Here is a 22,970-nt window from a genome sequence, read left to right as displayed (position 1 = left end):
CGCGCCGGACGACGCTGGCTACTCGAGCGCGTCGCGGATGCGGCGTGGCGCGTCGGTGATGAGCCCGTCGACGCCGAGCGCCGCGAGGTCCTGCGCTTCCCGCGGGTCGTTCACGGTCCACACGTTGATGACGCGGCCCTGCCGCTTCAGGAGCGCGATGCGCTCGGGCGACGCGATCGTCCGCTCGATGTGCGCGGCGAGCGCCCCGAGCGCCGGCGCGAGGCGCACGGCCGCGTCGTGGTAGCGGCTCCGGTGCACGAGGAGCGCGCGCGGGACGGCCGGCACCAGGGCGCCGAAGGAGGCGATCATGACCGGATCGAACGACGAGACGAGCAAGGCGTGGCGGGGATCCCAGGCGCGCACGAGCCGCGCGGTCGCGAGCACGACGGCGGTGCGATCGGGCACGTCCCGCTTCATCTCGATGTTCACGGCGAGCCGAAGGCCGCGCGCGAACGCGAGCACCTCGGACAGGAGCGGCACCCGCTCGCCGCGGAGGTCGACCCGCCGGAGCTCGTCCCAGGGGAGCGCCGCCGCGGCGCGCGGGTCCGCGCCCTCGGTCATCCGCGCGAGGTCCGGGTCGTGCAGCGCCACGAGCTCGCCCGAGCCGCACACCCGCACGTCGAGCTCGATCCCGTCGGCCCCCTGCGCCGCGGCTTCCTCGAAGGCCGCGAGGGTGTTCTCCGCGGGGGCGCCCTCGCCGCGCACGCCCCGGTGCCCGAAGAGGAGCGGCGCGCGCGTGGCCGCCGCCCCGGCCTGCGCGCGTGATGACGCTGCCCGCCCCGTCTCGCGCGCGCTCCTGCGGAAGCGCTGCTCGGCCCAGGTCACCGCTCGGGCTCCTTGTCGAGCTCCTCGGCGACGGCGCGGGCCGCCTCGCGCGCGCGCTCGAGCGCGGAGAGCGGGAAGGACGCCGCGCCGACCGCCGGGTGCCCGCCCCCGTCGTAGCGGCGGCAGATCGGGGCGATGTCGCGATCGCGGGGGACGCCGCACCAGGGGTTATAGCCGACCGAGAGCTTGTAGTGCTGCTTCTGCCGGGAGAGCGTGACCGAGTACACGCAGTCCGGGTACATCGCGTACGTCATGAACTTGCCGACCGCCTCGAGCGGCGCGTCGGAGAGATCGACGAGCACCACGCGGCCGAGCTTCCGCGCGCCGCGCTCGATGCGCGTGACGAACGTCTGCCGCGAGACGGAGAGGGGACGCCAGAGCTCCTGGATGTCGGCCTCGCGCGCCACCTCGCTCACGGGCCGCTCGACGAGCCGGGGCACCACGGCGGCGAGGAACGGCCCGTCCCCGTGATGCTCCACCACGGAGGCGAGCTGCATGATCGGCTCCTCCCGGCTCACGGCGGCCTCGGCCGAGGGGAAGCGCGCGGTGTCGATGAGGTCGGCCCACCGGATGAGCTCATCGGCGCCGGACATCTCGACGCCGAAGTGATCGCGGGCGACGTCCGCGATGAGCTTCGTGCACGAGCCGTAGGCGGCGTCGTAGAAGACCTGGGGCGCGTCGCCCGCGACCTTCGAGCGCGACGCGCCGGCGAGGGCCGCGTCGCGCTCCTCGTCCGAGCCGAACCCGGTGACGTGGTGGTCGAAGTACCACGTCAGCTTCTTCGTCGGCGTGTAGCGGAAGTCGAGGATCGCGTTCTCGTCGCCGTCGAGCCACGACGGCGGGATCATCGTCATGCCCGGGCCGTACCCGCAGGAGCGGTACCGCAGCGCGAGCGGCTCGCCGGGGCGGAGCGCCTGCATCAGGCGGGTGAACAGCGCCGCGCTCGCCATGCCGTCGAAGCAGTGACCATGCGTCGCGACGACGATGTCCCTGGGTTTCATCGGGCGAGTGGGTAGCACGACCCACGGCCGGCCGCTCGCAGACCGAGCGCGGCGCGGCGGTTCTGGTAGGCTCCGCGCGGTGCGGCGCGCCCTCGCTCTCATCGAACTGCATCCGTTCGGGCCGGCGCGCCGCCTGCTCGCTGCGTCGCTCGCGCTCGCCGTGTCGGCTTGCGGCGGAGGCGGCGCCGAGGTCCTGCACCCTAGCCCGCCGCCTCCGCCGGCCTCCTCGCCCGCGCCCGACACGTCGCGGAACCCGCCGCCTCCGCGCGATGCGCCCGAGCCGGACCCGGAGGCGTCGCGCCTGTTCCTGAGCCGCGCGGCGCAGCAGCGGCCCGCGGCGAGCGCGCCGGTGCCGCGCGTGACGGCGCTCGCGCTCGCCAACACCGCGCGCGGGGAGGCGAGGGGCATGGCGCCCCTCGGCGACGTCGTGTCGCTCGCGATCGCGGAAGGGGAGAGCGGCGCGATCCCCGCGCGCATCCCGCGCGGTGTTGACGAGTGCGCGGTGTTCATCGCGCAGGGCGGGCTCGGCGTGATCGAGGTCGATCTCTTCGTCACGAAGGGCGCGCCGCCCGCGCTCGAGATCGTCGCCCAGGACGCGGACCGCGGCCCGGTCGCGGTGATCGGCGGCCGGGGAGCGTGCCTCTCCGCGCCCGCCGCCGCGCCGCTCGCCGTCGAGCTCCACGCGCAGGTGCGGCGCGGCGCGGGCGTCGTGCTCGTCCAGGGCTTCCGGGGCGCGCGTCCAGCCGCGCCGCCCGGCGCCGCGCCGTCCGGCGCGACCCCGCCCAACACGGCGCCGCCGAGCGCGCCGCCCCGCGTGCCGCCCCGGTAGCGCGGCGATCTCGCCGGGAGCGGGCGGCCGCGCGCTCTTCATTTCGCGCAACTCGCCCCGGGCGTCGGTCGACACGCCGCGTATGGCGTCGATCGAGATCCAGCCCGCAGATCCATCCTACCCCGCGCAGCTCTGGGCCCTCGTGACGGAGACCGAGGCCGCCCCGCCGACGCTCTACCTGCGCGGCGCGCTCCCGGCGTGCCCGGGCGTCGCGATCGTCGGGACGCGCGCCGCGAGCGACGAGGCGCTCCGGTTCACCCGCGCGCTCGCCGCGGCGCTCGGCGAGGCGGGCTTCTCGATCTGGTCGGGCGGCGCGCGCGGCGTCGACGCGGCCGCGCACGAGGGCGCGCTCGACGCGGGCGCGCCGACGGTCGTCGTCAGCGGCGGCGGCCACGCGCGCCCGTACCCGCGGGAGCACGCGGCGCTGTTCGAGCGCGTCCTCGCCGCCGGCGGCGCGCTGCTCGCGCGCGTCCCCGACGACACGCCGCCGCTGCCGGCGCTGTTCCTCCAGCGCAACGCGGTCCTCGCTGCGCTCACGCTCGCGACCGTCGTGGTCGAGGCGGGCGTCGAGAGCGGCGCCCGCTCCGCCGCCGCGGCGGCCCGGCGCCTCGGCCGCCACCTCTGCGTCGTCCCCCACGCCCCGTGGAGCCCGCGCGGCGTGGGCTGCGCGCTGGAGCTCGTCGCCGGCGCGCGCCCCGTCACGCGCGCGGACGACGTCATCGACGTCCTCGGCGGGCAGGCGCCCCCTCCCCGCCGGCGAGCGCGGCGCTCGGCCCGCAGCAGGTCGCCCGGCGGCGGCACGCTGCCGCTCCCGGAGGCCGCCCTCGGGGCGCCGACGAGCGCTTCGCCCGGGGAAAGCGGGCCATTTCCGTCGATCAGCGCGGCCGAACGCGCGGTCCTCGACGCCCTGGACGCCCGGCCGGCGCACGTCGATGAGGTCTGCGAGAGGACGGGGCTTCCGCCCAGACGCGCCGTGGAGGCACTCTTGACGTTGACGCTCCAGGCCGTAGTAGTAGAGGGGCCCGCCGGGTTGTTTCGGCGGGCTCTTCGTTGAAGGGGCGCGCCGGCTCACCCTGCCCAGTGCGGTTTCGGGTGGCCGCCTCCTCGCGGGGGGGCCTCCCTCGCACCGAAGGGCGCCCCTCAATCCTCACAAGCCCGATCTCGTTGCTCAGAAGGTGGTGATGGCCAAGACGCTCGTCATCGTGGAGTCGCCGGCGAAGGCGAAGACCATCAAGAAATATCTCGGCAACGGGTACGAGGTGTTCGCCTCGAAGGGGCACGTCAAGGACCTGCCGAAGAAGCAGAACGCCGTCGACGTGCAGAACGATTTTGCCGAGACCTACGAGGTCATCGAGGGCAAGGAGAAGGTCCTGGAGGAGCTGAAGTCCGCCGCGAAGAAGGCGGACGAGGTGCTCCTGGCGACCGACCCCGATCGCGAAGGGGAGGCGATCGCGTTCCACATCTCGGAGGAGATCAAGAACCCGAAGCTGAAGGTGGCGCGGGTCGAGTTCCACGAGATCACGAAGAAGGGGGTCGACCACGGCGTCCACAACCCCCGCAAGCTCGACGAGAACCTGTACGACGCGCAGCGGGCGCGGCGCGTGCTCGACCGCATCGTCGGCTACGACGTCTCGGCGCTCGTCTGGTCGAAGCTCGCGTTCGGCCTGTCGGCGGGGCGGGTGCAGTCGGTCGCGCTGCGGCTCATCGTGGACCGCGAGCGCGAGGTCGAGGCGTTCGTCCCGGAGGAGTACTGGAACATCGCGGTCGGCCTCGGCGCGGCGAGCCCGCCGCAGCGCGCTCCGTTCGTCGCGAAGCTCGCCTCCGCCGACGGCAAGAAGCTCGAGGTGACGAACGGCGAGGTCGCCGGGAAGGTGCGCGCCGATCTCGAGACCGCCCGCTACCGGGTGGCGAAGGTCGTGCGGCGCGAGCAGAAGCGCAACCCGCCCGCCCCGTACACCACCTCGAAGCTCCAGCAGGACGCGACGAACTACCTGCACTTCGGCGCCAAGCGGACGATGCAGATCGCGCAGGCGCTCTACGAGGGCATCGACCTCAAGCGCGACGGCGGCCCCGTCGGCCTCATCACGTACATGCGTACCGACTCGACGCGCGTGAGCGACGACGCGATCGCCGAGGTGCGCGGCGTGGTCGCGAAGCGGTACGGCAAGGAGTTCGTCCCCGAGCGCCCGAACGTCTACAAGTCGAAGAAGAACGCGCAGGACGCGCACGAGGCGATCCGGCCGACGAGCGTCGAGATCCACCCGGACTCGATCAAGAAGCACCTCAAGGACGAGCAGTACAAGCTGTACAAGCTCATCTGGAACCGCTTCGTCGCCTCGCAGATGACCCCGGCGGTGTACGACCGCACGACGGTCGAGATCGACGTCGCGCCGACGGTCGCGGCGCCCGCGTACCGGAGCTACCTCGCCCGGGCGACCGGGCGGATCCTGAAGTTCGCCGGCTGGCTGCAGGTGACCGAGGGCCAGCAGGAGTTCGCCGGCGAGGAGGAGAGCGCAGGCGCAGGCGCAGCCGCGGACGGCGGCGCCGCCGCTCCGGCGCCCGAGGCGACCGCCGCCGAGGCGGAGCGCGCGGCGCCGGGGCCCTCGGCCGAGGAGGACTCGGAGGCGCTCCTGCCCGACATGAAGGAGGGCGAGGCGCTCGCCGTGTCGCCCCCTGGGGTCATCACCGATCAGAAGTTCACGCAGCCGCCGCCCCGCTACAACGAGGGCTCGCTCGTGCGCGAGCTGGAGAAGCGCGGCATCGGCCGCCCGTCGACGTACGCGGAGATCATCAGCAAGGTGCAGCAGCGCGCGTACGTCGAGAAGCGGGACGGCGGCGCGTTCCAGCCGACGCTCCTCGGGAAGTTCGTGGTCGACGGCCTCGTCCGGTCGAACCTCGACATCATGGACCCGAACTTCACCGCGCAGATGGAGGAGGAGCTCGACGCGGTCGGCGCCGGCAGCCTGAAGCGCGAGCAGCTGCTCAAGAGCTTCTACAAGAAGTTCAGGGAGCAGCTCGACAAGTCGAAGAAGCTCGCGCCGTGGAAGCCCGAGGCAGAGAAGACCGACATCGTCTGCGACGAGTGCGGGTCGATGATGCTCAAGAAGTGGGGCAAGAACGGCTGGTTCTTGAGCTGCGAGCGCTACCCGAAGTGCAAGGCGACGCGCGACCTGTCCGACGCGCGGGGGACCGCCGCCGTCCGCGAGACCGACATCTCGTGCGACAAGTGCGGGAAGCCGATGATCATCAAGACGGGCCGCTTCGGCGACTTCCTGTCGTGCACCGGGTACCCGGCCTGCAAGAACACGCGCCCGGTGCCGCTCGGCGTCGCGTGCCCGAGCTGCGGCGGAGATCTCATCGAGATCCGGCCGCGCAAGAAGGGCGGGCGCACCTTCTACGGCTGCTCCAACTGGAACGCCGAGCAGAAGTGCGAGTTCAAGCTCTGGCAGAAGCCGGTGCCGGTCCCGTGCCCCCAGTGCGGAGCGAAGTTCGTCACCCGCACCGGCGGCAAGAAGGCGATGCTCGTCTGCGCGACGAAGGACTGCGGCTTCAAGCAGGAGATCGTCGAGGGCGAAGGGGAGGACGGCGCCGCGGATGGCGCCGCCACCCCGGACGCCGCGGCGCTCGTCGCGAGCGCCGCCCCGGCGCCGGCCGCCCGGCCCGCGCCGGCGGAGCCCACGCCGGCCAGCCGGCCCGAGGCGGCGCCGCAGGGCGCCGGAGCGGCCCAGGGAGCCGCCGAAAAGCCCGCGCGGGCCGTGCGCGCCCGCCGCACGGCGAGCTAAGAAGCCCGCGACACCCCCCACCTGGTGAGCTGTATGAACGGAGCGGAGAGCCAGCACGACGTCGTCGTCGTCGGAGGCGGCCTGGCCGGTTGCGAGGCGGCGTACCAGCTCGCGCAGCGCGGGCTGCGCGTGCGCCTCGTCGAGATGAAGCCTCACAAGCGCACGCCCGCGCAGACGAGCGATCGGCTGGCCGAGCTCGTGTGCTCGAACTCGCTGCGCGGCGCCGCGCTGAGCAACGCGGTGGGGCTCCTCAAGGAGGAGCTCCGGCGCGTGGGCTCGCTCGCCCTGCGGTGCGCCGACGAGACCTCGGTGCCGGCCGGCGGCGCGCTGGCGGTCGACCGCGAGCGGTTCGCCGAGGCGATGACGCGTGAGATCGAGGCCCACCCACGGATCACCGTCGAGCACCGGGAGGTGACCGAGATCCCCGCCGAGCGGCCCGTGATCCTCGCGACGGGGCCGCTCACCTCCGACGCCCTCGCGGCGAGCCTCGCCGCGGCCGTCGGCGCCGAGCACCTCGCCTACTACGACGCGATCGCGCCGATCGTCAGCGCCGACTCGATCGACTGGTCGCGCGTGTGGAAGCAGTCGCGCTACGGCAAGGGGGGCGCGGTCCGCGGCGACCGGGCCGCGCAGCCGGAGCGGGCCGCGCAGCCGGAGCGGGCCGCGCAGCCGGAGGACGCGGCCGAGCGCCGCGACGACGCCGAGGCCGGCGACGAGGCATACGTGAACTGCCCCTTCGACGAGGCGCAGTACAAGGCGTTCGTCCAGGCCCTCGTCGCGTCGGACAAGGTGGAGGCCCGCGCCTTCGAGGAGGTGCGTTACTTCGAGGGGTGTCTGCCCTGCGAGGTGATGGCGGCGCGCGGCGAGCAGACGCTCGCGTTCGGGCCGATGAAGCCGGTGGGGCTCACCGATCCGCGCACCGGCCGGCGCCCCTACGCGGTGCTCCAGCTGCGCCCGGAGGACGAGGCGGCGACGGCGTACAACCTGGTCGGCTTCCAGACGCGCATGAAGTACGCCGAGCAGCTGCGGGTGTTCCGGATGGTGCCCGGCCTCGAGGAGGCCGAGTTCCTCCGCATGGGCTCCGTGCACCGGAACACCTTCGTCGACGCTCCGGCGCTCCTCGGCCCCGCGATGGAGCTCCGGGCGCTCCCGGGCGTGCACCTGGCCGGCCAGATCTCGGGCGTCGAGGGCTACGTGGAGAGCGCCGCGGCCGGGTTCGTGTGCGCGATCCTCCTCGCGCAGCAGCTGCGGAACGAGCCGCTCCGGCCGCCGCCGCCCACGACGGCGCTCGGCGGCATCCTCACGCACCTCGGCCGGAAGCAGCCCACGTATCAGCCGTCCAACATCACCTGGGCGCACATCGCGCCGCTCGATCCAGCGCACGGCAAGCTGCGCAAGCGCGCCCGCTACGAGGTGATGGCCGAGCGCGCCCTCCGCGATCTCGACGCGTGGTGGGCCGCGGGCTGACCGCGGATCGCCGCGCGGCAGGCGGCGCGCCGATCGTGCGCGGGCCAACGGCGGCTCGCCGTGCGGCAGGCGGCGCGCCAATCGTGCGCGGGCCGACGGCGGCTCGCCGCGCGGCCGGCGGCGCGCCAATCGTGCGCGGGCTGCCCGCCGCGCGCAGGCTTGGATAGCCTGACGGCGGTGCGCCGCGCCGCCCGCGCGCTCCCGAGAGCCCGCCCGCGCGGATCCGCGCCCCTGGAGGTAGCCGATGAAACTTCGCTTGTTCGCGCTCCTTGCGCTCGCCGTTCCTTCCGCGACGCTCCTGTCGCCGCGCGAGGCGCTCGCCTGCGGCGGGTGCTTCGCCCCGCCCACCGAGACGACGGTCGTCAACGCGCACCGGATGGTGCTCTCGGTGTCGCCCGTCCAGTCGGTGCTCTGGGATCAGATCCAGTACTCCGGCGATCCGAGCGCGTTCGGGTGGGTGCTCCCGGTGAAGCGCGGGGCGCTCCTCGAGGTCGGCTCGGACGCCTGGTTCGAGACGCTCGACGCGGCCACGTCGGTGCGCATCACCGCGCCGAGCTCCACCTGCGCCCGCAGCGGCGGGGGCTGCGGCTCGACCCTCGGCTCCGCGGAGGCAGCGGGGGACTCGCTCGGCGTCGGCGATCAGGTCACCGTGCTCCACCGCGGCACCGCCGGTCCGTACGAGACCGTGACGCTCGCGACGGACACGCCCGGCGCGTTGAACACGTGGCTGGAGACGAACGGCTTCAACGTCGACGAGTCCACGCAGCCAATCATCGACGCCTATGTCGGCGAGGGCTTCGACTTCATCGCCATCAGGCTGCAGCCCGGCAAGGACGTGAAGGAGATGACGCCGGTGCGGGTCGTCACGCCTGGGGCGAACCCCGCGCTCCCGCTCCGGATGGTCGCGGCCGGGACGGGCGCGAACGTCGCGATCACCCTGTTCACCATCAGCGAGGCGCGGCTCGCCCCCGAGGGGTTCGCGGCCGCGGCCGTCCCCATCGACCTCCTCGCGTGGGACTTCGCCTCGCAGGAGTCGAACTACGGCGTGCTCCGCGAGAAGGCGATCGCGGCGGCCGACGGCGGCCGCGCGTTCCTCACCCCCTACGCCCAGCAGGGCTCGCTGTTCTCGCCCGTGTCGAGCCCCGCGGCGCCGTTCGGCGTGCGCTACACCACGAGCGGCTCGACCACCCCGGTCGACACGATCGCCGCCGCGTTCGCCCAGCAGGGGCTCGCCAACGGCGAGACCGGCGAGGTCCAGGACGCCGCGTGCGCCGTGCGCTTCGCCGAGATCGCGACCGAGAGCCGCGCCGTGGCGAACCCGTGCCCGGCCGGCGTCCCGCTGTCCGATCCGAGCTGCGGGGAGGTCGCATCCGGCCAGATCGACGCGCGCGAACTCGCGTGCGGGGCGCTCGACGACCTCGCGATCGCGATGGTCGGCCTGCACCCGAAGGACGTCTGGCTGACCCGCCTGGAGGCGAACCTGCCGCGCGCCGCGCTCGACACGGACCTCGTCCTGAGCCCCGCGCCGCAGGAGCGGGTCGACAACTGGCTGCGCGCCCGCGTCAGCGTCCACGCCGACGTGCTCTGCGGCGCGGCGATCCCGGTCCTCGACGGCGACCGCCCCTCGCGGACCCGCGGGCAGGGCACGCTCGTGGGCATGACGCTCGGCGCCCTCGCCCTCGCGGCGGCGATCGCCCGCCGCGGCGCGCGCCGCCTCGCCTCCCGCCCGGCCTGACCGGCGCTCACACGCCTTCGTCCCGCGTCCTGGCCGGGGAGACGGGCAGGCCGTGGCCCTGCTCCGGGACGATGGTGAGAGCGCCGTCCGCCTCCAGGATGGCCCATCGCACCTGGGAGAGGCGCTCCAGCCCGCTCTTGTGCATCTCGGACAGGATCTCCTCCGGCTGGATCCGCTCGCGATTGCACGCCGCCTCCAGGATGCGGCCCTTCGCGACCAGCACCGTGGGCGAGCCGTCGATGACCTCGGACGCCTTCGGGAAGAGGTGCGTCAGGACGGACGTCAGGAACACCAGCACGAGGACGGTGGACACGCCCGCGAGCGCGTTCGCGAGCGACGCCTCGCGGACGAGGGCCTGAGAGACGATCTCGGGGATCAGCATGAGCGTGACGAGCTCGAAGGGCGACATCGAGCTGAGCTCGCGCTTGCCGAGCACGCGGAACGCGGCGGCGAGGAACACATAGACGAAGGCGACGCGCGCGACGGTCTCCATGGTGATCTCAGGGGAAGATGAACGTGCGGAGCGGCACGTGGACGCCGCGCTCCCCGTCGCACGACAGGGTCGCGTTGCCCGAGGCGAGCCAGCTGCGCTCGCCGCGGAGCTCGATGTCGATCCGGCGTCGCTCGCGGGGCGCGAGGTCGCCCAGCTCGAAGCGCCCGAACGCCGCCTCTGCCGGCGTCGCGTGGTGCTCCTCGAAGCTGTCCAGGTACGCCTCGTCGAGCGTGAGCGTGGCCGCCCGGCAGGGCTCGCCCGCCGTGTTCTCCACGTCGAACGTGACCCGCTCCATGTCGCGGAAGCGCATCCTCTCGGGATGAGCGACGCGCAGGGTGAGCCCCTGCGCCGTCGCCTCGCGCGTCCCCCGCGCGTGCATGAACAAGGCGCTTGCGGCCACGCAGGCGAGCGCGAACGCGCCGATCGCGTGCAGGGGGTCCAGGGCGAGCCGGCGCCGCAGCGGCGGCGCGGGCGGCGGTCTGGGTTGGGGCTCGGAGGGCGCCCGGCGCGACATGGCGCGCGTCCGGGCGGGTCGAAGAGCGGAGAGCTCGCGGGCGGCGGGCATCATCGCGCCCACGCCGTTCAAGACTGGTGCCGCGGCCCGCTCGCGCACGCGCGGCCCGCCTGCGAAGCCCGCGAGGACAGCGATGCGCCGGAGAGACCGGTCGCCTCACCGGCGCCGCGCGCGTGGCACTTTGCCACGCGGTGCGCCTTCTCCTGCTGACATCCCTGCGCGCTCGCGCCTTGGCGACGTGGCACACCGGCTGCTTGAGCCACGGTGGTGAGGACGCGCGGGCCGCTGTGGCAATCGAGCTGCAGCCGCCCGGCGTTCGGGACTCGACATGACCTGCTCGGCGCCGACGTTTCCAGGCTCCAGGGCGGACTCCAGCACCGGTCGCGCTGCGGCAGGGGGCGCTCTCCACACGACGCGCCTCCTCCCGGGGATGAAATGGGTGCTCGAGTCGCTCCTCGATGACATTGCGCGTGCCCGGGAGCGGATCTGGATCTCCACGTACATCTACCGCAACGATCTCATGGGCCGTCGCTTCGCCGACGCCTTCGCGAGCGCCGCGCGGCGCGGCGTGGATGTCCGGCTCCTGTACGACGCGCTCGGCAGCCACACGACGCCGGCGGCGTTCTTCGAGGACATGCGGGCCCGCGGCATCCGCGCCCGCGCCTACAGGCCGCTGGGCGCCGTACTCCGCGGGGGCGCCCTGTTCCCGCGGGAGCACTCGCGCATCGTGGTGATCGACGGCGCCGGGTACGTCGGCGGCGCTGCGTGGGCCGACGAGTGGCTGCCGCGCGACGAGGGCGGCGACGGCTGGCACGAGGTCTGTAGCCGGGTGATGGGGCCCTGCGTGACCGACATGGCGCGGGCGTTCGAGTGCCGCTGGATGCTCGCCGACGAGGCCGCGGGGCGGTCCTTCGATTACTGGACGGGCGGCGTCTACGACGACGTGGAGTTCATCACCGACGCGCCCACGCCGCCCGCGGTCATCTACGAGCGCCACCTCGAGCGGGTGCGCGCGGCGCGGCGGCGGGTGTGGATCGAGAACGCATATTTCTGCCCTCCCCGCGGGCTCGAGCGCGAGCTCATCGACGCCGCGCGCCGCGGGATCGACGTGAAGATCATCGTGCCGCGCGACTCCGACCTCCCGGCCCTCCGGCACGCGAGCCTCGCGCGGTACGCGTCATGGCTGGAGAACGGGCTCCAGATCCACGAGTTCCTCCCGTCGATGCTCCACGCGAAGCTCGCGGTGATCGACGACGACTGGGCGACGGTGGGGACCTTCAACGTGAACCCGACGAGCCTGAGGTGGGTGAGCGAGGCGAACCTCATCGTCAAGCAACCCGCCTTCGTGAGGGACGCGGCCCGCCTGTTCGAGCAGGACCTCGGGCGGAGCGAGGCCGTGCGCCTCGACAACCTGCCCAGGCAGGGCCTCTTCGCGCAGGCGCGCAACGCGCTGTGGAGCTTCGGCCTCGACCTGCTGGAGCCTCGCCATGCGGGCGTGCGCCGGCGAGGCGCGCTCCCCGAGGCCGAGTGCGAGGGCGGGTTCCTGCGGGCGCTCGGCGTCTAGCGCTGGCCTCGCCCGCCGGGGCGGCGCCGGGGCGGCATAGGGCCGCTACGGCGCCGCTGGAGCGCTCGAAGAGCCCTCCGCTGCGCCGGCATCCGCGGACGGCGGCGCCTCCTCGGTGGGCGCCGCACGGTGGACGGCGGGCTCCTTCTCGGCCGTCCCGGCGTCATCGTAGACCTCCGCGGCGCTCGCCGACGCCTCGGCGGCCGGCGGGCAGGCCGCTTCCCCGCCTTCCCGGCCTCCGCCAGCCGGACAGGCGGCGCTCCCCGGCACGGGCGCCGAGCCGGCGGAGACCGGCTGTGCGGGCGGAGCAGGCGCCTGCGCGCCCGTGGTAGTCCCGGATGACCCGGGCGGCGCGCTCGCCGCCGGCGCCGGCGGCTTCCCTGTCGCGGCCGGCGCGCTCGCCGCCGGCGCGGCGGTCGCAGTCCGCGCTGCCGCGGCCGGCGTCGCAGGCGCGGGGACCGTGGCCTTCAGAGCGCGCGCCGGGCGCGGCACCGTGGGCCCGGCCGGCGGCGCCACGCTCCCGGGCGCCACGCCGGCCGGCCGGGAGATCGCCTCGAGCGCTGGCTGCGCCGGAGACGGCGCAGCGGCGATCATCGCCGCGGGCTCGACCGGCGGCGCCAGCGTCGACTCGACCGCGCTGCCCGTCGTGCCCAGCGCGACGCTCCACACCCCCGCTCCCGCCAGGGCCACGAGCCCCGCCGCCGCGACGGCGCGGAGCGGAAAGCGCTCCCGCCACGAGGATCGCGGCGACGGAGACGCCGCCCCCGGCAGATTCACCATCGCCGTCGCCTCGGACCACGCGCGCTCTCCGCTCTCCTCGATCCCCTTGCGCTCCGCCGCCCCCGGCGCCCTCTGCGGGGCCGTCAGGGGCAGCTGCAGCTCCAGGGAGTCGTCCGCGCGGCGCGAGTGCAGCGTCGGCGCGGAGCTCACCGCCACCTGTCGCGGCGACGGCGACGGGATCTGGCTGGCCCGCTCCTCCAGCCATTGCGCGCGCAGCGATGCGCCGCTCACGTCCTCCGAGACACCCCTCGCTACGAGCCACGCCGCGAGCGCGCCGCCGAACTCGCGCATGCTCCCCCAGCGCTCCGCCGGATCCTTGCGCAGCCCGCGCTCGATGATCGACCACAGCGCCGGGTCCGAGCCGCACCGCTCGACGAGCGAGCGCACCGGATCCTGGATGATCGCGCGCAGCGTCCCGAACCCGTGCTCTCCCGCATACGGCGTCTCGCCCGCGATCACCTCGTACAGCATCGTGCAGAGCGCCCAGACGTCCGCGCGATGATCGATGTGGCCCTGCCCCAGCGCCTGCTCCGGCGGCATGTACTGGGGAGTCCCGATCACGGCCGCGCCCGTCGATCCGGACTCGGGCTCGGTCCACGTCACCTTCGCGATCCCGAAATCGACGACCTTGGGCCTTATCCGCCCGTCGCCCTGATTCGCGAGCATGACGTTGTCCGGCTTGAGATCCCGGTGAACGACGCCCCGCTCGTGGGCCGCGTGCATCGCGCTCGCGACCGGCAGCAGGATGGAGACCGCCACCTCGGGAGCGAGCCGGTGCTCGCGGCAGAGCACGTCCCGGAGGGCCTCGCCCTCCAGGAGCTCCATCACGATGTACGGGGTGCCGCCCGCGGTCTTGCCGAGATCGAAGACACGCACGATCCCGGGGTGGCTGAGCTTCGCCGCGGCCCGCGCCTCACGCAGCAGGCGCTCGGCGATCGCGGGAGAGCGCATCTCCGGCCGCAGCACCTTGATGGCCACATTGGCCTCGAGCGCCGTGTTCGTGGCGACCCAGACAGACCCCATCGCGCCCTCTCCCGCTTTGCGGAGGAGCTGATACTTGTCGCCCACCACCGTGCCGACCTCGAAGCATTCCCCTGAGGTGTGATCGAACGCCTGGGTCATGTTGCTCGACATGCGGTCTCCTGCCGTGTGCTCCGGCCATCCGCCGCTCGCCACGCGACGGCACGCGCCGAGTCTGGAGCATCGCCTGTGCCAGGCGATCCGCTCGGGGAGCTCCTGAACCCCTGCACGGGCGCGTCAGCGGCAGCGCGCCTCAGCGAGGCAAGTTGCCACGTGCCTTTCGCTCTTCAGCGAGCGCTCAGATGAAGCTGTCGTACGGACGCCGCTGCGAGCTCTCGCTCCGGACGTCCTCGGCGCCGGCATACTCGAGGATCAATTCCAGGATCTCTGCATCTCGCTCGGAGGAAGCAATTACGCCCACGAGGATCGCGCCTTGTCGCAGGCCGCTGTCGTAGATGCTCGCCCGGTGCTCGGGGATGCCGGCGTCGACGAGCGCGTCGACGAGCCCGCCGGCCGCGCCGGCGCCGGCGAGCGCAGCCTCGATGGGCCCCGCCGCCACGAGCCCCAGGCCAGGGAACGCCACGCTCGTGCCGAGCACCGCGAGCGCGGCCGAGGCCGACCCCGCCGCCCCGCCGACGTCCGCCGCCGCGCCGGTGCTTCCGCCCACGGCGCGCTGGTCGCGCCCCGCATCGCTCATGACAACGCTGATGGCGTCACGCGTGTATCCGCAGCTCATCACGCGCTCGACCGACCTCTCGGCGTCCGGCCAGGTCCTGACGAGACCGGTCACCAGCTTTGCCGTCACCTACAGCTCCTTTCCCGACGAACGTCCTCTCGCGTCGCGCGCCTTGCCTGTATTCTGGAATCCCACATCGCTGCATCGCTACAGCAGGCGGCATGCCAAGAGAAAATGCGGAAAATGCTCGGTATTCTGCGCTGTCGACGGTCCGTGTGCCGCGCAAGATCTTGCGCAGGTGCGCCACACTGAGGCGTCGTTGCAGCGCAGACGAAAGCGACGGACGTGCTCGGGAGTTGTCTCGGGGCGTTGTGTGGAGGCGGCGGTGACGCGCGGTGAAGCGAGCTCAGCGATGCAGCCAGATGCGGAGCTGCGCCAGCAGCTGCTCCGTGTCGACCGGCTTCGAGGTGTAGTCGGTCGCGCCCGCCTCCAGGCACTTCTCCCGGTCGCCTTTCATCGCCCTCGCCGTGACGGCGATGATCGGTAGCGTCTGGAATGCCGGCTGTTTGCGGATCGCGCGGATCGTGTCGTATCCGTCCATCTCTGGCATCATGATGTCCATGAGCACGACGTCGATCCCGCTCGTGCTCCCCAGGCGCTCGATGGCGGCCTTCCCCGTGTCGGCGGTGAGGGTGGTCATCCCGTAGCTCTCGAGGACGGTCTTCAGCGCATAGATGTTGCGGAAATCGTCGTCGACGATCAGCGCACATTTGCCGGAGAGCGTGGTTGCCGATTCGTGGAGCTGCTCCACGATGAGCCGCGTCTGCTCCGGCAGATCCGAGAGCCGGCGGTGCAGCGCGAGCGTAAGCTCGTCGAGCAGGCGCTCTCTCGACTGGACAGGCTTCACGGGCAGCGTCTGCGCCAGCCGGGAGAGGCGCGCCTCGTCGTCCCCGGCGACCCCCGCCGGCGCGTACACGATGGCCGTGAGATCGGCGAAGCGCCCCGCGCGATCGAGGCGCTCGATGAGCTCGAGGCCGGGCATGTCCGGCAGGTGCAGATCGATCACGATCGCGTCGAACGCCTCGCGATCGAGCGCGTCGAGCGCCTCCTGGGCCGTCGTCGCGCCGGCGACCGTGACCTCCTCGTCCCCGAGCAACTCGGTCAGCCGGGCGAAGGAGGCCTCGTCCGGGGCCGCGACGAGCAGCCGGCGCCGCGGCGAGTCGATCAGCCCGGCGAGCCGCGCGAACGCCTCGTCGAGCGCCGTCCTGCTGCTGAGCGGCTTGTTGAGCAGGCCCACCGCGCCCATCCGCCGCGCGCGGCTCCGCTCCTCCTCCGTCTCTGTCGTGATCACCTGGACCGGGATGTGCCGCGCCGAGAGGTCGCGCTTCAGGCCGTCGAGCACGCGCCACCCGTCGACGTCGGGCATGTTGATGTCCAGCGTGATCGCCGCGGGCTCGATCTCTCGCACCAGCGAGAGCGCTGTCGCGCTGCGGAGCGCGACGACCGCCTTGAAGCCGTGCTCCCGCGCGACATCCACGAGGAAGCGGGCGAACACCGTGTCGTTCTCCACGATCAGGATCGCGCGGTCGCCAGGGCGGACGCTCTCGCTGTCGTCGATGATCTGGACGTCCGCGCTCGCGGACGTGCGATCCGACGGCCGGCTGCTGTGGACGGCATCATCGACGGACGGCGGCGCGTCGAGGACGTGTGTCGGCTGCCGCCGCGCCGCCCGCACGGGCCGGAAGGTGCGCGGCAGGTAGAGCGTGAACGTGCTGCCGCGCCCCGGCGCGCTGACCAGCGTGAGCTCGCCGCCGAGCATCCCCGCGATCTCCCGGCTGATCGCGAGCCCGAGCCCGGTGCCGCCGTACTTGCGGCTCGTGCTGCCGTCCGCCTGCTGGAACGCCTCGAAGACGATCTGCTGCTTGTCCGGCGCGATCCCGATCCCTGTGTCGTGGACGGAGAGGGCGATCACAGCGTCGGACCGGTTGAGCACATCGTTCTCACGGCTCCAGCCGCTGCGGGCCACTGTCACCTCCAGGACCACCTTGCCGCGCTCGGTGAACTTGAAGGCGTTGGAGAGCAGGTTCTTGATCACCTGCTGAAGCCGCTTCGCGTCGGTGGACATCGACGTCGGCAGCGTCGACGAGAAGGAGAGCTCGAAATCGAGCTTCTTCGCCTCGGCGACGTGCCGGAACGTGCGGCGCACGTAGTCCGAGAGGTCCGTGAAGCTGATCTCTCCGACGTCGACGACGACGGTGCCCGACTCGATCTTCGTGAGATCCAGGATGTCGTTGATGAGCCCCAGGAGATCGGTGCCTGACGCGTGGATCGTCTTCGCGTACTCGACCTGCCTCGCGGTGAGGTTCTGGTCGTTGTTCCTGGAGAGCTGGTCCGACAGGATGAGCAGGCTGTTCAGCGGGGTCCTGAGCTCATGGGACATGTTGGCCATGAACTCCGACTTGTACTTGGACGTGAGGGCGAGCTGACGCGCCTTCTCCTCGAGGGCCTGGCGGGCCTGCTCCACCTCGTGGTTCTTCCGCTCGACCTCCACGTTCTGCTCCGCCAGGAGCCGCGCCTTCTCGCCGAGCGCGGCGTTCGTCTCCTGGAGCTCCTCCTGCTGGCTCTGGAGCTCGCGGGCCAGCGACTGGGACTGCTTGAGCAGGTCCTCGGTGCGCATGTTGGCCTCGATCGTGTTGAGCACGATGCCGATCGACTCGGTGAGCTGGTCGAGGAACGCCTGGTGGGTGGGGCTGAAGCGCTCGAGCGACGCCAGCTCGATGACGGCCTTCACCTGCCCCTCGAAGAGCACGGGCATCACGATGATGTTGACCGGGGGCGCGTCGCCGAGGCCGCTCGTGATCGTGATGTAATCGGGGGGCGCGTTGACGAGGAGGATCTTCTCCTTCTCGAGCGCGCACTGCCCGACGAGCCCCTCGCCCAGCTTGAACTGGTTGTCGACGTGCTTGCGCTCCTTGAACGCGTAGCTCGCGAGCAGCTTCAGGACGGGCTCCTCGCGGGAGGCATCCATGATGTAAAAGACGCCCTGCTGCGCCGTGACGACGGTGGCGAGCTCGGACAGGATCCTCCGGCCGACGGTGAGCAGATCCTTCTGCCCCTGGAGCATGCGCGAGAACTTGGCGAGGTTGCTCTTGAGCCAGTCCGTCTCGCTGTTCTTCAGCGTCGTGTCCTTGAGGTTCCGGATCATCTCATTGATGTTGTCCTTCAGCGCGGCGACCTCGCCCTGCGCCTCGACCTTGATGGACCGGGTGAGATCGCCCTTGGTCACGGCGGTGGCGACCTCGGCGATCGCGCGCACCTGCGTTGTGAGGTTGGCCGCGAGCTGGTTCACGTTGTCGGTGAGGTCCTTCCACGTGCCGGCCGCGCCGGGCACGCTCGCCTGCCCGCCGAGCTTGCCCTCGACGCCGACCTCGCGCGCCACCGTGGTCACCTGATCCGCGAACGTCGCGAGCGTCTCGATCATGCCGTTGATCGTGTCCGCGAGCGCGGCGATCTCCCCCTTGGCGTCGACGACCAGCTTTCGCTTGAGATCGCCGTTGGCGACCGCGGTCACCACCTTGGCGATGCCGCGCACCTGGTTCGTCAGGTTGCCGGCCATCGAGTTCACGTTGTCGGTGAGGTCCTTCCAGGTGCCGGCGACGCCGCGGACGTCGGCCTGTCCGCCGAGCTTGCCCTCGGTGCCGACCTCGCGGGCGACGCGGGTGACCTCGGAGGCGAAGGAGCGGAGCTGATCGACCATCGTGTTGATGGTGTTCTTGAGCTCCAGGATCTCGCCCTTCACGTCGACTGTGATCTTCTCGGAGAGATCGCCGTTGGCGACGGCGGTGGTGACGGCGGCGATGTTGCGCACCTGGGAGGTGAGGTTGCCGGCCATCGAGTTGACGGAGTCGGTGAGGTCCTTCCAGGTGCCGGCGACGCCGCGGACGTCGGCCTGCCCGCCGAGCTTCCCCTCGGTGCCTACCTCGCGGGCGACGCGGGTGACCTCCGAGGCGAAGGAGTTGAGCTGGTCGACCATCGTGTTGATGGTGTTCTTGAGCTCCAGGATCTCGCCCTTCACGTCGACGGTGATCTTCTTCGAGAGATCACCCTTGGCGACGGCGGTGGTGACGGTCGCGATGTTGCGCACCTGGGCCGTGAGGTTCGACGCCATCGAGTTGACGGAGTCGGTGAGGTCCTTCCAGGTGCCGGCGACGCCGCGGACGTCGGCCTGCCCGCCGAGCTTGCCCTCGGTGCCGACCTCGCGGGCGACGCGGGTGACCTCGGAGGCGAAGGAGTTGAGCTGGTCGACCATCGTGTTGATGGTGTTCTTGAGCTCCAGGATCTCGCCCTTCACATCGACGGTGATCTTCTTCGAGAGATCGCCGTTGGCGACGGCGGTGGTGACGGCGGCGATGTTGCGCACCTGGGAGGTGAGGTTGCCGGCCATCGAGTTGACGGAGTCGGTGAGGTCCTTCCAGGTGCCGGCGACGCCGCGGACGTCGGCCTGCCCGCCGAGCTTGCCCTCGGTGCCGACCTCGCGGGCGACGCGGGTGACCTCGGAGGCGAAGGAGCGGAGCTGATCGACCATCGTGTTGATGGTGTCCTTGAGCTCCAGGATCTCGCCCTTCACGTCGACGGTGATCTTCTTCGAGAGATCGCCCGTGGCGACGGCGGTGGTGACGGCGGCGATGTTGCGCACCTGGGAGGTGAGGTTGCCGGCCATCGAGTTGACGGAGTCGGTGAGGTCCTTCCAACTGCCGGCGACGCCGCGGACGTCGGCCTGCCCGCCGAGCTTGCCCTCGGTGCCGACCTCGCGGGCGACGCGGATGACCTCGGAGGCGAAGGAGCCGAGCTGCTCGACCATCGTGTTGACCGTCTTGGCGGTCCGGAGGAACTCGCCGTCGAGCGGCCTGCCGTCCACCTCGAGGGCCATCGTCTGCGAGAGATCGCCCTTGGCCACGGCGCCGATGACGCGCGCCGTCTCGGCGGTGGGGTGGACGAGATCGCCGATGAGCGCGTTGATGCACCCGATCTCGTCGGCCCACGCGCCGCTGACCTCGCCGATGAAGGCGCGCTGCGAGAGCTTGCCCTCCTTGCCCACCGCGCGGCTCAGGCGGGCGAGCTCCTTCGCGAGCTTCTCGTTGCGCTCGACGACATCGTTGAACGTGTCGGCGATCTTCCCGTCGAGCCCGAGCCAGTGGACGGGCAGCCGCACCGAGAAATCGCCCTTCTTCAGGCCGGTCAGCGCCATCAGCAGCGTCCGCCGATCGAGCCTGTCGCTCTCGAGCGGCGCGGCGGCGCGGGGGCGCTCGGCCGGGCGGGCCTTCGCCGCGCGCGCGGCGCCGTCCAGCCCGTCCCCGGACGCGGCCTTCTTGCTCTTGCCATTGCCGGCTCTCGCCTTGCGGGCCGCCTTGTCGAGGTCGCTTCGCTGCTCCATGCCGCTGTTCTCCTGGTCCCGCCTGCGGATAGGACCGATCGGTCAAAAAGGGAAATGAGCGCGCGCCCCGGGCGCGGAGGGACGCCGGAGCGCTCGAGGCCGTCGGACCAGGCGCCCCGGCGTGATCCCAGGGCGCCGCGCGAGAGGACGACAGGAGGACAGGCCCTCTCGCCTGGACGGCGGTCTCATCGATGGACGCTGCGCTCGGGCGCCGCGCGACGCTTCCCGCCGCCGAGGAGCGGGGCCCTCGCTGGCCGACCGCGAGGGGGCCGTCGGGGTCCCCTCGGGTTCAGGCTTCATGGCACGTCGGCCATGCGCTTCTGCTCCCACCGCGCAGCAGCATGTGTTCGTATTACACCGCAGGCGCTCAGCCGCGCAAGCTTCGCGCCACGCGCAGCGCGCAGCGCGCAGGGCGCGCGCGTGCAGCGCGCAAGGCGCGCGTGCTCGCCGCGTTCTATCGGGCCGAGCGCGCGCGTGAAGCCGCGGCGGCACACCGGGGCAGGGGGCCCCTCGCGCCGGCGCGGCTACCCTCCGAGTCGGCGCCTCAGGCCACGTCGGACTTGGGCGAGCGGCGCCTCGTCGGGAGATCGCTCGGCTTGTTGCGCGGCGTGATGATGCTGTAACGCCCTGCCTCTCCCACCCTCTCATGGACGCCCGATTCCATGGCGTCTCTCCCGGTCCTGAGCGGCGGCAGCCACCGCGACACGTTCGCGAGGCACGAGGTGCGCTCAGGAAAGGGAGAGTGACGGGGGGGCGGCCTCTCCGTCGCTCCGCGGAGCGGCCGCTCCGATGCCGCGTCGTGCGTCCGCTCCTGGGCGGCGTCATACGGCCGCTCCGGCGGCCCGTCATACGGCCGCTCCTGGGCGGCGTCATACGGCCGCTCCGCGGCGGCGTCGCACGGCCGCTCCGGGGTCGCGTTGTGCGTCCGCTCCGAGGGGGACCCGTGCGGCGGCGCGAACGGGGCGGCGCTCTGCGCAGGGAGCGTGCCGGAGGACGCGCGGCGCTTCGCGGTCGTCGCGGCGATCCGGTGCCGGAGGTCCTCGACGTGCCTCGCGAGCCGCTCCGTCTCCTCGGTGAGCCGCGTGAAATCCTCCTCGGTGAGCCGAGTGAAATCATCGACCTGGCTTCTGCGCTCTGACATAAACGAGTCCTTTTGCCGCGTTTCTTCAGCCGATCTCGACGCCCCGTCGGCTCCGCTGCAGATCCAGCGTGCACACAGCATGCCGCGCCGCTCGGGTCGGTCGCACGCACCCGGCGGGGTCGAGCGGCGCTGGTGCAGATCGCCGCAACGGGGCGCGCGTGCCTCCATCCGTCCTCGCCAGCTCAGCTCGGCGAGCGGCGGAGATCCGGCTGGACGCGCGGGGGAGGGTCCGGCGGCACGCCCTGTGCCGTGGGGACGCCGCACACACGATGGATGAGCCCGCCACGCCTCGCTCGGTCACAGCCCTCCCCGCCGCTCTCCAGAGCGCGGCGGGGAGGCCCGTGTCCCCGGGGCTCCAGGCCACGGAGGCGCGCGCGGCGCGGGTGCGCTGGTGAAGGAGTGGACGCATGCAGAACTCGAACTTTGAATCGCTCGGCGCCCGGCTGGGGATCCCGGGTGATGGCGTGTGGCCGTGGGTGATCGTCGCGGCGAGCGTTCCGGTCGGCTTCGGGCTCGCTCGGATCGCCGCGGGCGTCTTTCGGCGCGGCGGTTCGGTCGTCGCGCGACGGACCGCGACGCCGTGGGACGAAAAGACACTCGACGCGGCAATCGGCCCCGTGACCCTTTGTCTCGGGGTCGTCCTGACAGCGGGGCTCGCCAAGCTCACGCGGATCGGCCAGGGCCTCGTGACCGATCTGCGGTCGCTCCTCTCGGCGCTGTTCATCGGCGGGGTGGCGTGGCTCCTGATGCGCATCGTGGGGATCCTGACGGAGGTGCTGGACGCGCGCGCCCTGCGTCATCTCAAGGAGGGGAGCGAGTCGTCCCGCGGGCTGCGCACCCAGGCTCGCGTGCTCGAGCGGGTCGCGCGGGTGCTCATCGTGATGGTGGCGGGCGCGCTCGTGCTCATGAACTTCGAGGCGGTGAGGAACGTCGGCGTCTCGCTGCTGGCGTCGGCCGGCATCGCCGGCGTCGTGCTCGGCCTCGCGGCGCAGAAGCCGGTCGGCGCGATCCTGTCGGGCCTCCACATCCTGTTCACCCGCCCCATCGACCTCGGCGACAAGGTCGTGGTGGACGGCGAGTTCGGGACGATCGAGGAGATCCGGCTGACCCACGTGGTCGTGAAGATCTGGGACGAGCGGCGGCTCATCGTCCCGACGGCGAGGCTCCTGGACCAGTCGTTTCAGAACTGGACGAAGCACGGGTCGGAGAAGCTGGGCACCGTCGAGATCTACGTGGATTACCGGACCCCGGTGGACGCCCTGCGGCGGCACTTCGAGTCGATCCTCCCGAGCAGCGAGCTCTGGGATGAGCGCGTGAAGGCGGTTCAAGTCACGAATGTGACAGAGCGCACGATCGAGGTGCGTTTGCTCGTCTCGGCGCGCGATCCTGGGCAGCTGTTCGATCTGCGGTGCTGGCTTCGCGAGGAGATGCTCCGCTGGGTCCAGGAGCTCGAGAGCGGCGCGTACCTGCCGCAGGAGCGTTTGACCCGGACCTCCTCTGTCATGGAAGCGGCGGAGGGTCGTGGTCCGGCCTCGGGCCGCACACGCCGGGCTGGAGCGGGCGACAGGCTGCCCGATGCGGCGCCGTGACGGTATGCGCCCACCATGTCGCGGAACGCCACACCGCGGCGTTCAGGCGAGGTGCGATGAGCCCGGCGCATCCGCTGCGCCCTCGGGTGCGCCGCAGGCCCGTCCAGGCTCTGCCGCAGG

General features: G+C 72.3%; 15 protein-coding genes. 7 read left to right on the top strand and 8 right to left on the bottom strand.

Features of this window, described 5'->3' with window-relative positions; genetic code table 11:
* Positions 1–18: 18 nt before the first annotated feature.
* Entirely contained in the window at positions 19–825 is an 807-nt protein-coding gene (locus tag WMF29_RS27580) for a glycerophosphodiester phosphodiesterase (RefSeq protein WP_437323118.1), read from the bottom strand.
* Positions 822–1,826, bottom strand: a complete 1,005-nt coding sequence (locus WMF29_RS27575; protein ID WP_272094034.1) for a hypothetical protein — start codon at positions 1,824–1,826, stop codon at positions 822–824. Before WMF29_RS27575 ends, WMF29_RS27580 begins: the two co-directional genes overlap by 4 nt.
* Positions 1,827–1,905: 79 nt before the next feature.
* On the opposite strand from WMF29_RS27575, the gene WMF29_RS27570 reads away from it, so the two are divergent.
* From WMF29_RS27570 to WMF29_RS27550, 5 genes are all read left to right on the top strand, one after another.
* Positions 1,906–2,655 carry a hypothetical protein gene (locus WMF29_RS27570; RefSeq protein WP_437323117.1) on the top strand — a complete coding sequence of 250 codons (750 nt, stop codon included), beginning with the start codon at positions 1,906–1,908 and terminating at the stop codon, positions 2,653–2,655.
* A gap of 82 nt (positions 2,656–2,737) precedes the next feature.
* Entirely contained in the window at positions 2,738–3,709 is a 972-nt protein-coding gene (locus WMF29_RS27565; RefSeq protein ID WP_437323116.1) for a DNA-processing protein DprA, read from the top strand.
* Between the two features lie 127 nt (positions 3,710–3,836).
* Positions 3,837–6,437 carry a type I DNA topoisomerase gene (topA, locus tag WMF29_RS27560; protein WP_437323115.1) on the top strand — a complete coding sequence of 867 codons (2,601 nt, stop codon included), beginning with the start codon at positions 3,837–3,839 and terminating at the stop codon, positions 6,435–6,437.
* A gap of 33 nt (positions 6,438–6,470) precedes the next feature.
* The gene (gene trmFO, locus WMF29_RS27555) at positions 6,471–7,904 is read left to right on the top strand and encodes a methylenetetrahydrofolate--tRNA-(uracil(54)-C(5))-methyltransferase (FADH(2)-oxidizing) TrmFO (RefSeq protein ID WP_437323114.1); all 1,434 of its coding nucleotides are present in this window, start codon (positions 6,471–6,473) and stop codon (positions 7,902–7,904) included.
* A gap of 244 nt (positions 7,905–8,148) precedes the next feature.
* Entirely contained in the window at positions 8,149–9,639 is a 1,491-nt protein-coding gene (locus WMF29_RS27550) for a DUF2330 domain-containing protein (RefSeq protein WP_437323113.1), read from the top strand.
* 7 nt (positions 9,640–9,646) lie between these two features.
* On the opposite strand, the gene WMF29_RS27545 is transcribed toward WMF29_RS27550, so the two are convergent.
* Both WMF29_RS27545 and WMF29_RS27540 read right to left on the bottom strand, forming a co-directional pair.
* Complete coding sequence (locus tag WMF29_RS27545) at positions 9,647–10,132, bottom strand: DUF421 domain-containing protein (RefSeq protein WP_272094028.1); 486 nt, start codon at positions 10,130–10,132, stop codon at positions 9,647–9,649.
* Positions 10,133–10,139: 7 nt separating this feature from the next.
* A complete protein-coding gene (locus tag WMF29_RS27540) occupies positions 10,140–10,646 on the bottom strand; it encodes a hypothetical protein (protein WP_437323112.1) in 507 nt (168 codons plus the stop codon).
* A gap of 430 nt (positions 10,647–11,076) precedes the next feature.
* On the opposite strand from WMF29_RS27540, the gene WMF29_RS27535 reads away from it, so the two are divergent.
* Complete coding sequence (locus tag WMF29_RS27535; protein ID WP_437323111.1) at positions 11,077–12,210, top strand: phospholipase D-like domain-containing protein; 1,134 nt, start codon at positions 11,077–11,079, stop codon at positions 12,208–12,210.
* A gap of 45 nt (positions 12,211–12,255) precedes the next feature.
* Here WMF29_RS27535 and WMF29_RS27530 read toward each other — a convergent pair whose 3' ends face one another.
* The 4 genes from WMF29_RS27530 to WMF29_RS27515 form a co-directional block, all read right to left on the bottom strand.
* Positions 12,256–14,124, bottom strand: a complete 1,869-nt coding sequence (locus tag WMF29_RS27530; RefSeq protein WP_437323110.1) for a serine/threonine-protein kinase — start codon at positions 14,122–14,124, stop codon at positions 12,256–12,258.
* A 184-nt stretch (positions 14,125–14,308) separates the two neighbouring features.
* A complete protein-coding gene (locus tag WMF29_RS27525; protein ID WP_437323109.1) occupies positions 14,309–14,815 on the bottom strand; it encodes a hypothetical protein in 507 nt (168 codons plus the stop codon).
* Between the two features lie 277 nt (positions 14,816–15,092).
* Positions 15,093–20,120: a HAMP domain-containing protein gene (locus WMF29_RS27520; protein WP_437323108.1), complete on the bottom strand. Its 5,028-nt coding sequence runs from the start codon at positions 20,118–20,120 to the stop codon at positions 15,093–15,095.
* Positions 20,121–20,664: 544 nt separating this feature from the next.
* Positions 20,665–21,261 (bottom strand): hypothetical protein, encoded by a 597-nt coding sequence (locus WMF29_RS27515; protein ID WP_437323107.1) that lies wholly within the window; start codon positions 21,259–21,261, stop codon positions 20,665–20,667.
* A gap of 407 nt (positions 21,262–21,668) precedes the next feature.
* On the opposite strand from WMF29_RS27515, the gene WMF29_RS27510 reads away from it, so the two are divergent.
* Positions 21,669–22,850, top strand: a complete 1,182-nt coding sequence (locus tag WMF29_RS27510) for a mechanosensitive ion channel family protein (RefSeq protein WP_437323106.1) — start codon at positions 21,669–21,671, stop codon at positions 22,848–22,850.
* The last annotated feature ends 120 nt before the right edge of the window (positions 22,851–22,970 follow it).

Origin of the sequence: Sorangium sp. So ce381, from assembly GCF_051473845.1 — a bacterium.
Taxonomy (GTDB): Bacteria; Myxococcota_A; Polyangia; order Polyangiales; family Polyangiaceae; genus Sorangium; species Sorangium atrum.
Note: the sequence above shows the minus strand (reverse complement) of the source record. Positions and strands in the feature narration are given on the sequence as shown.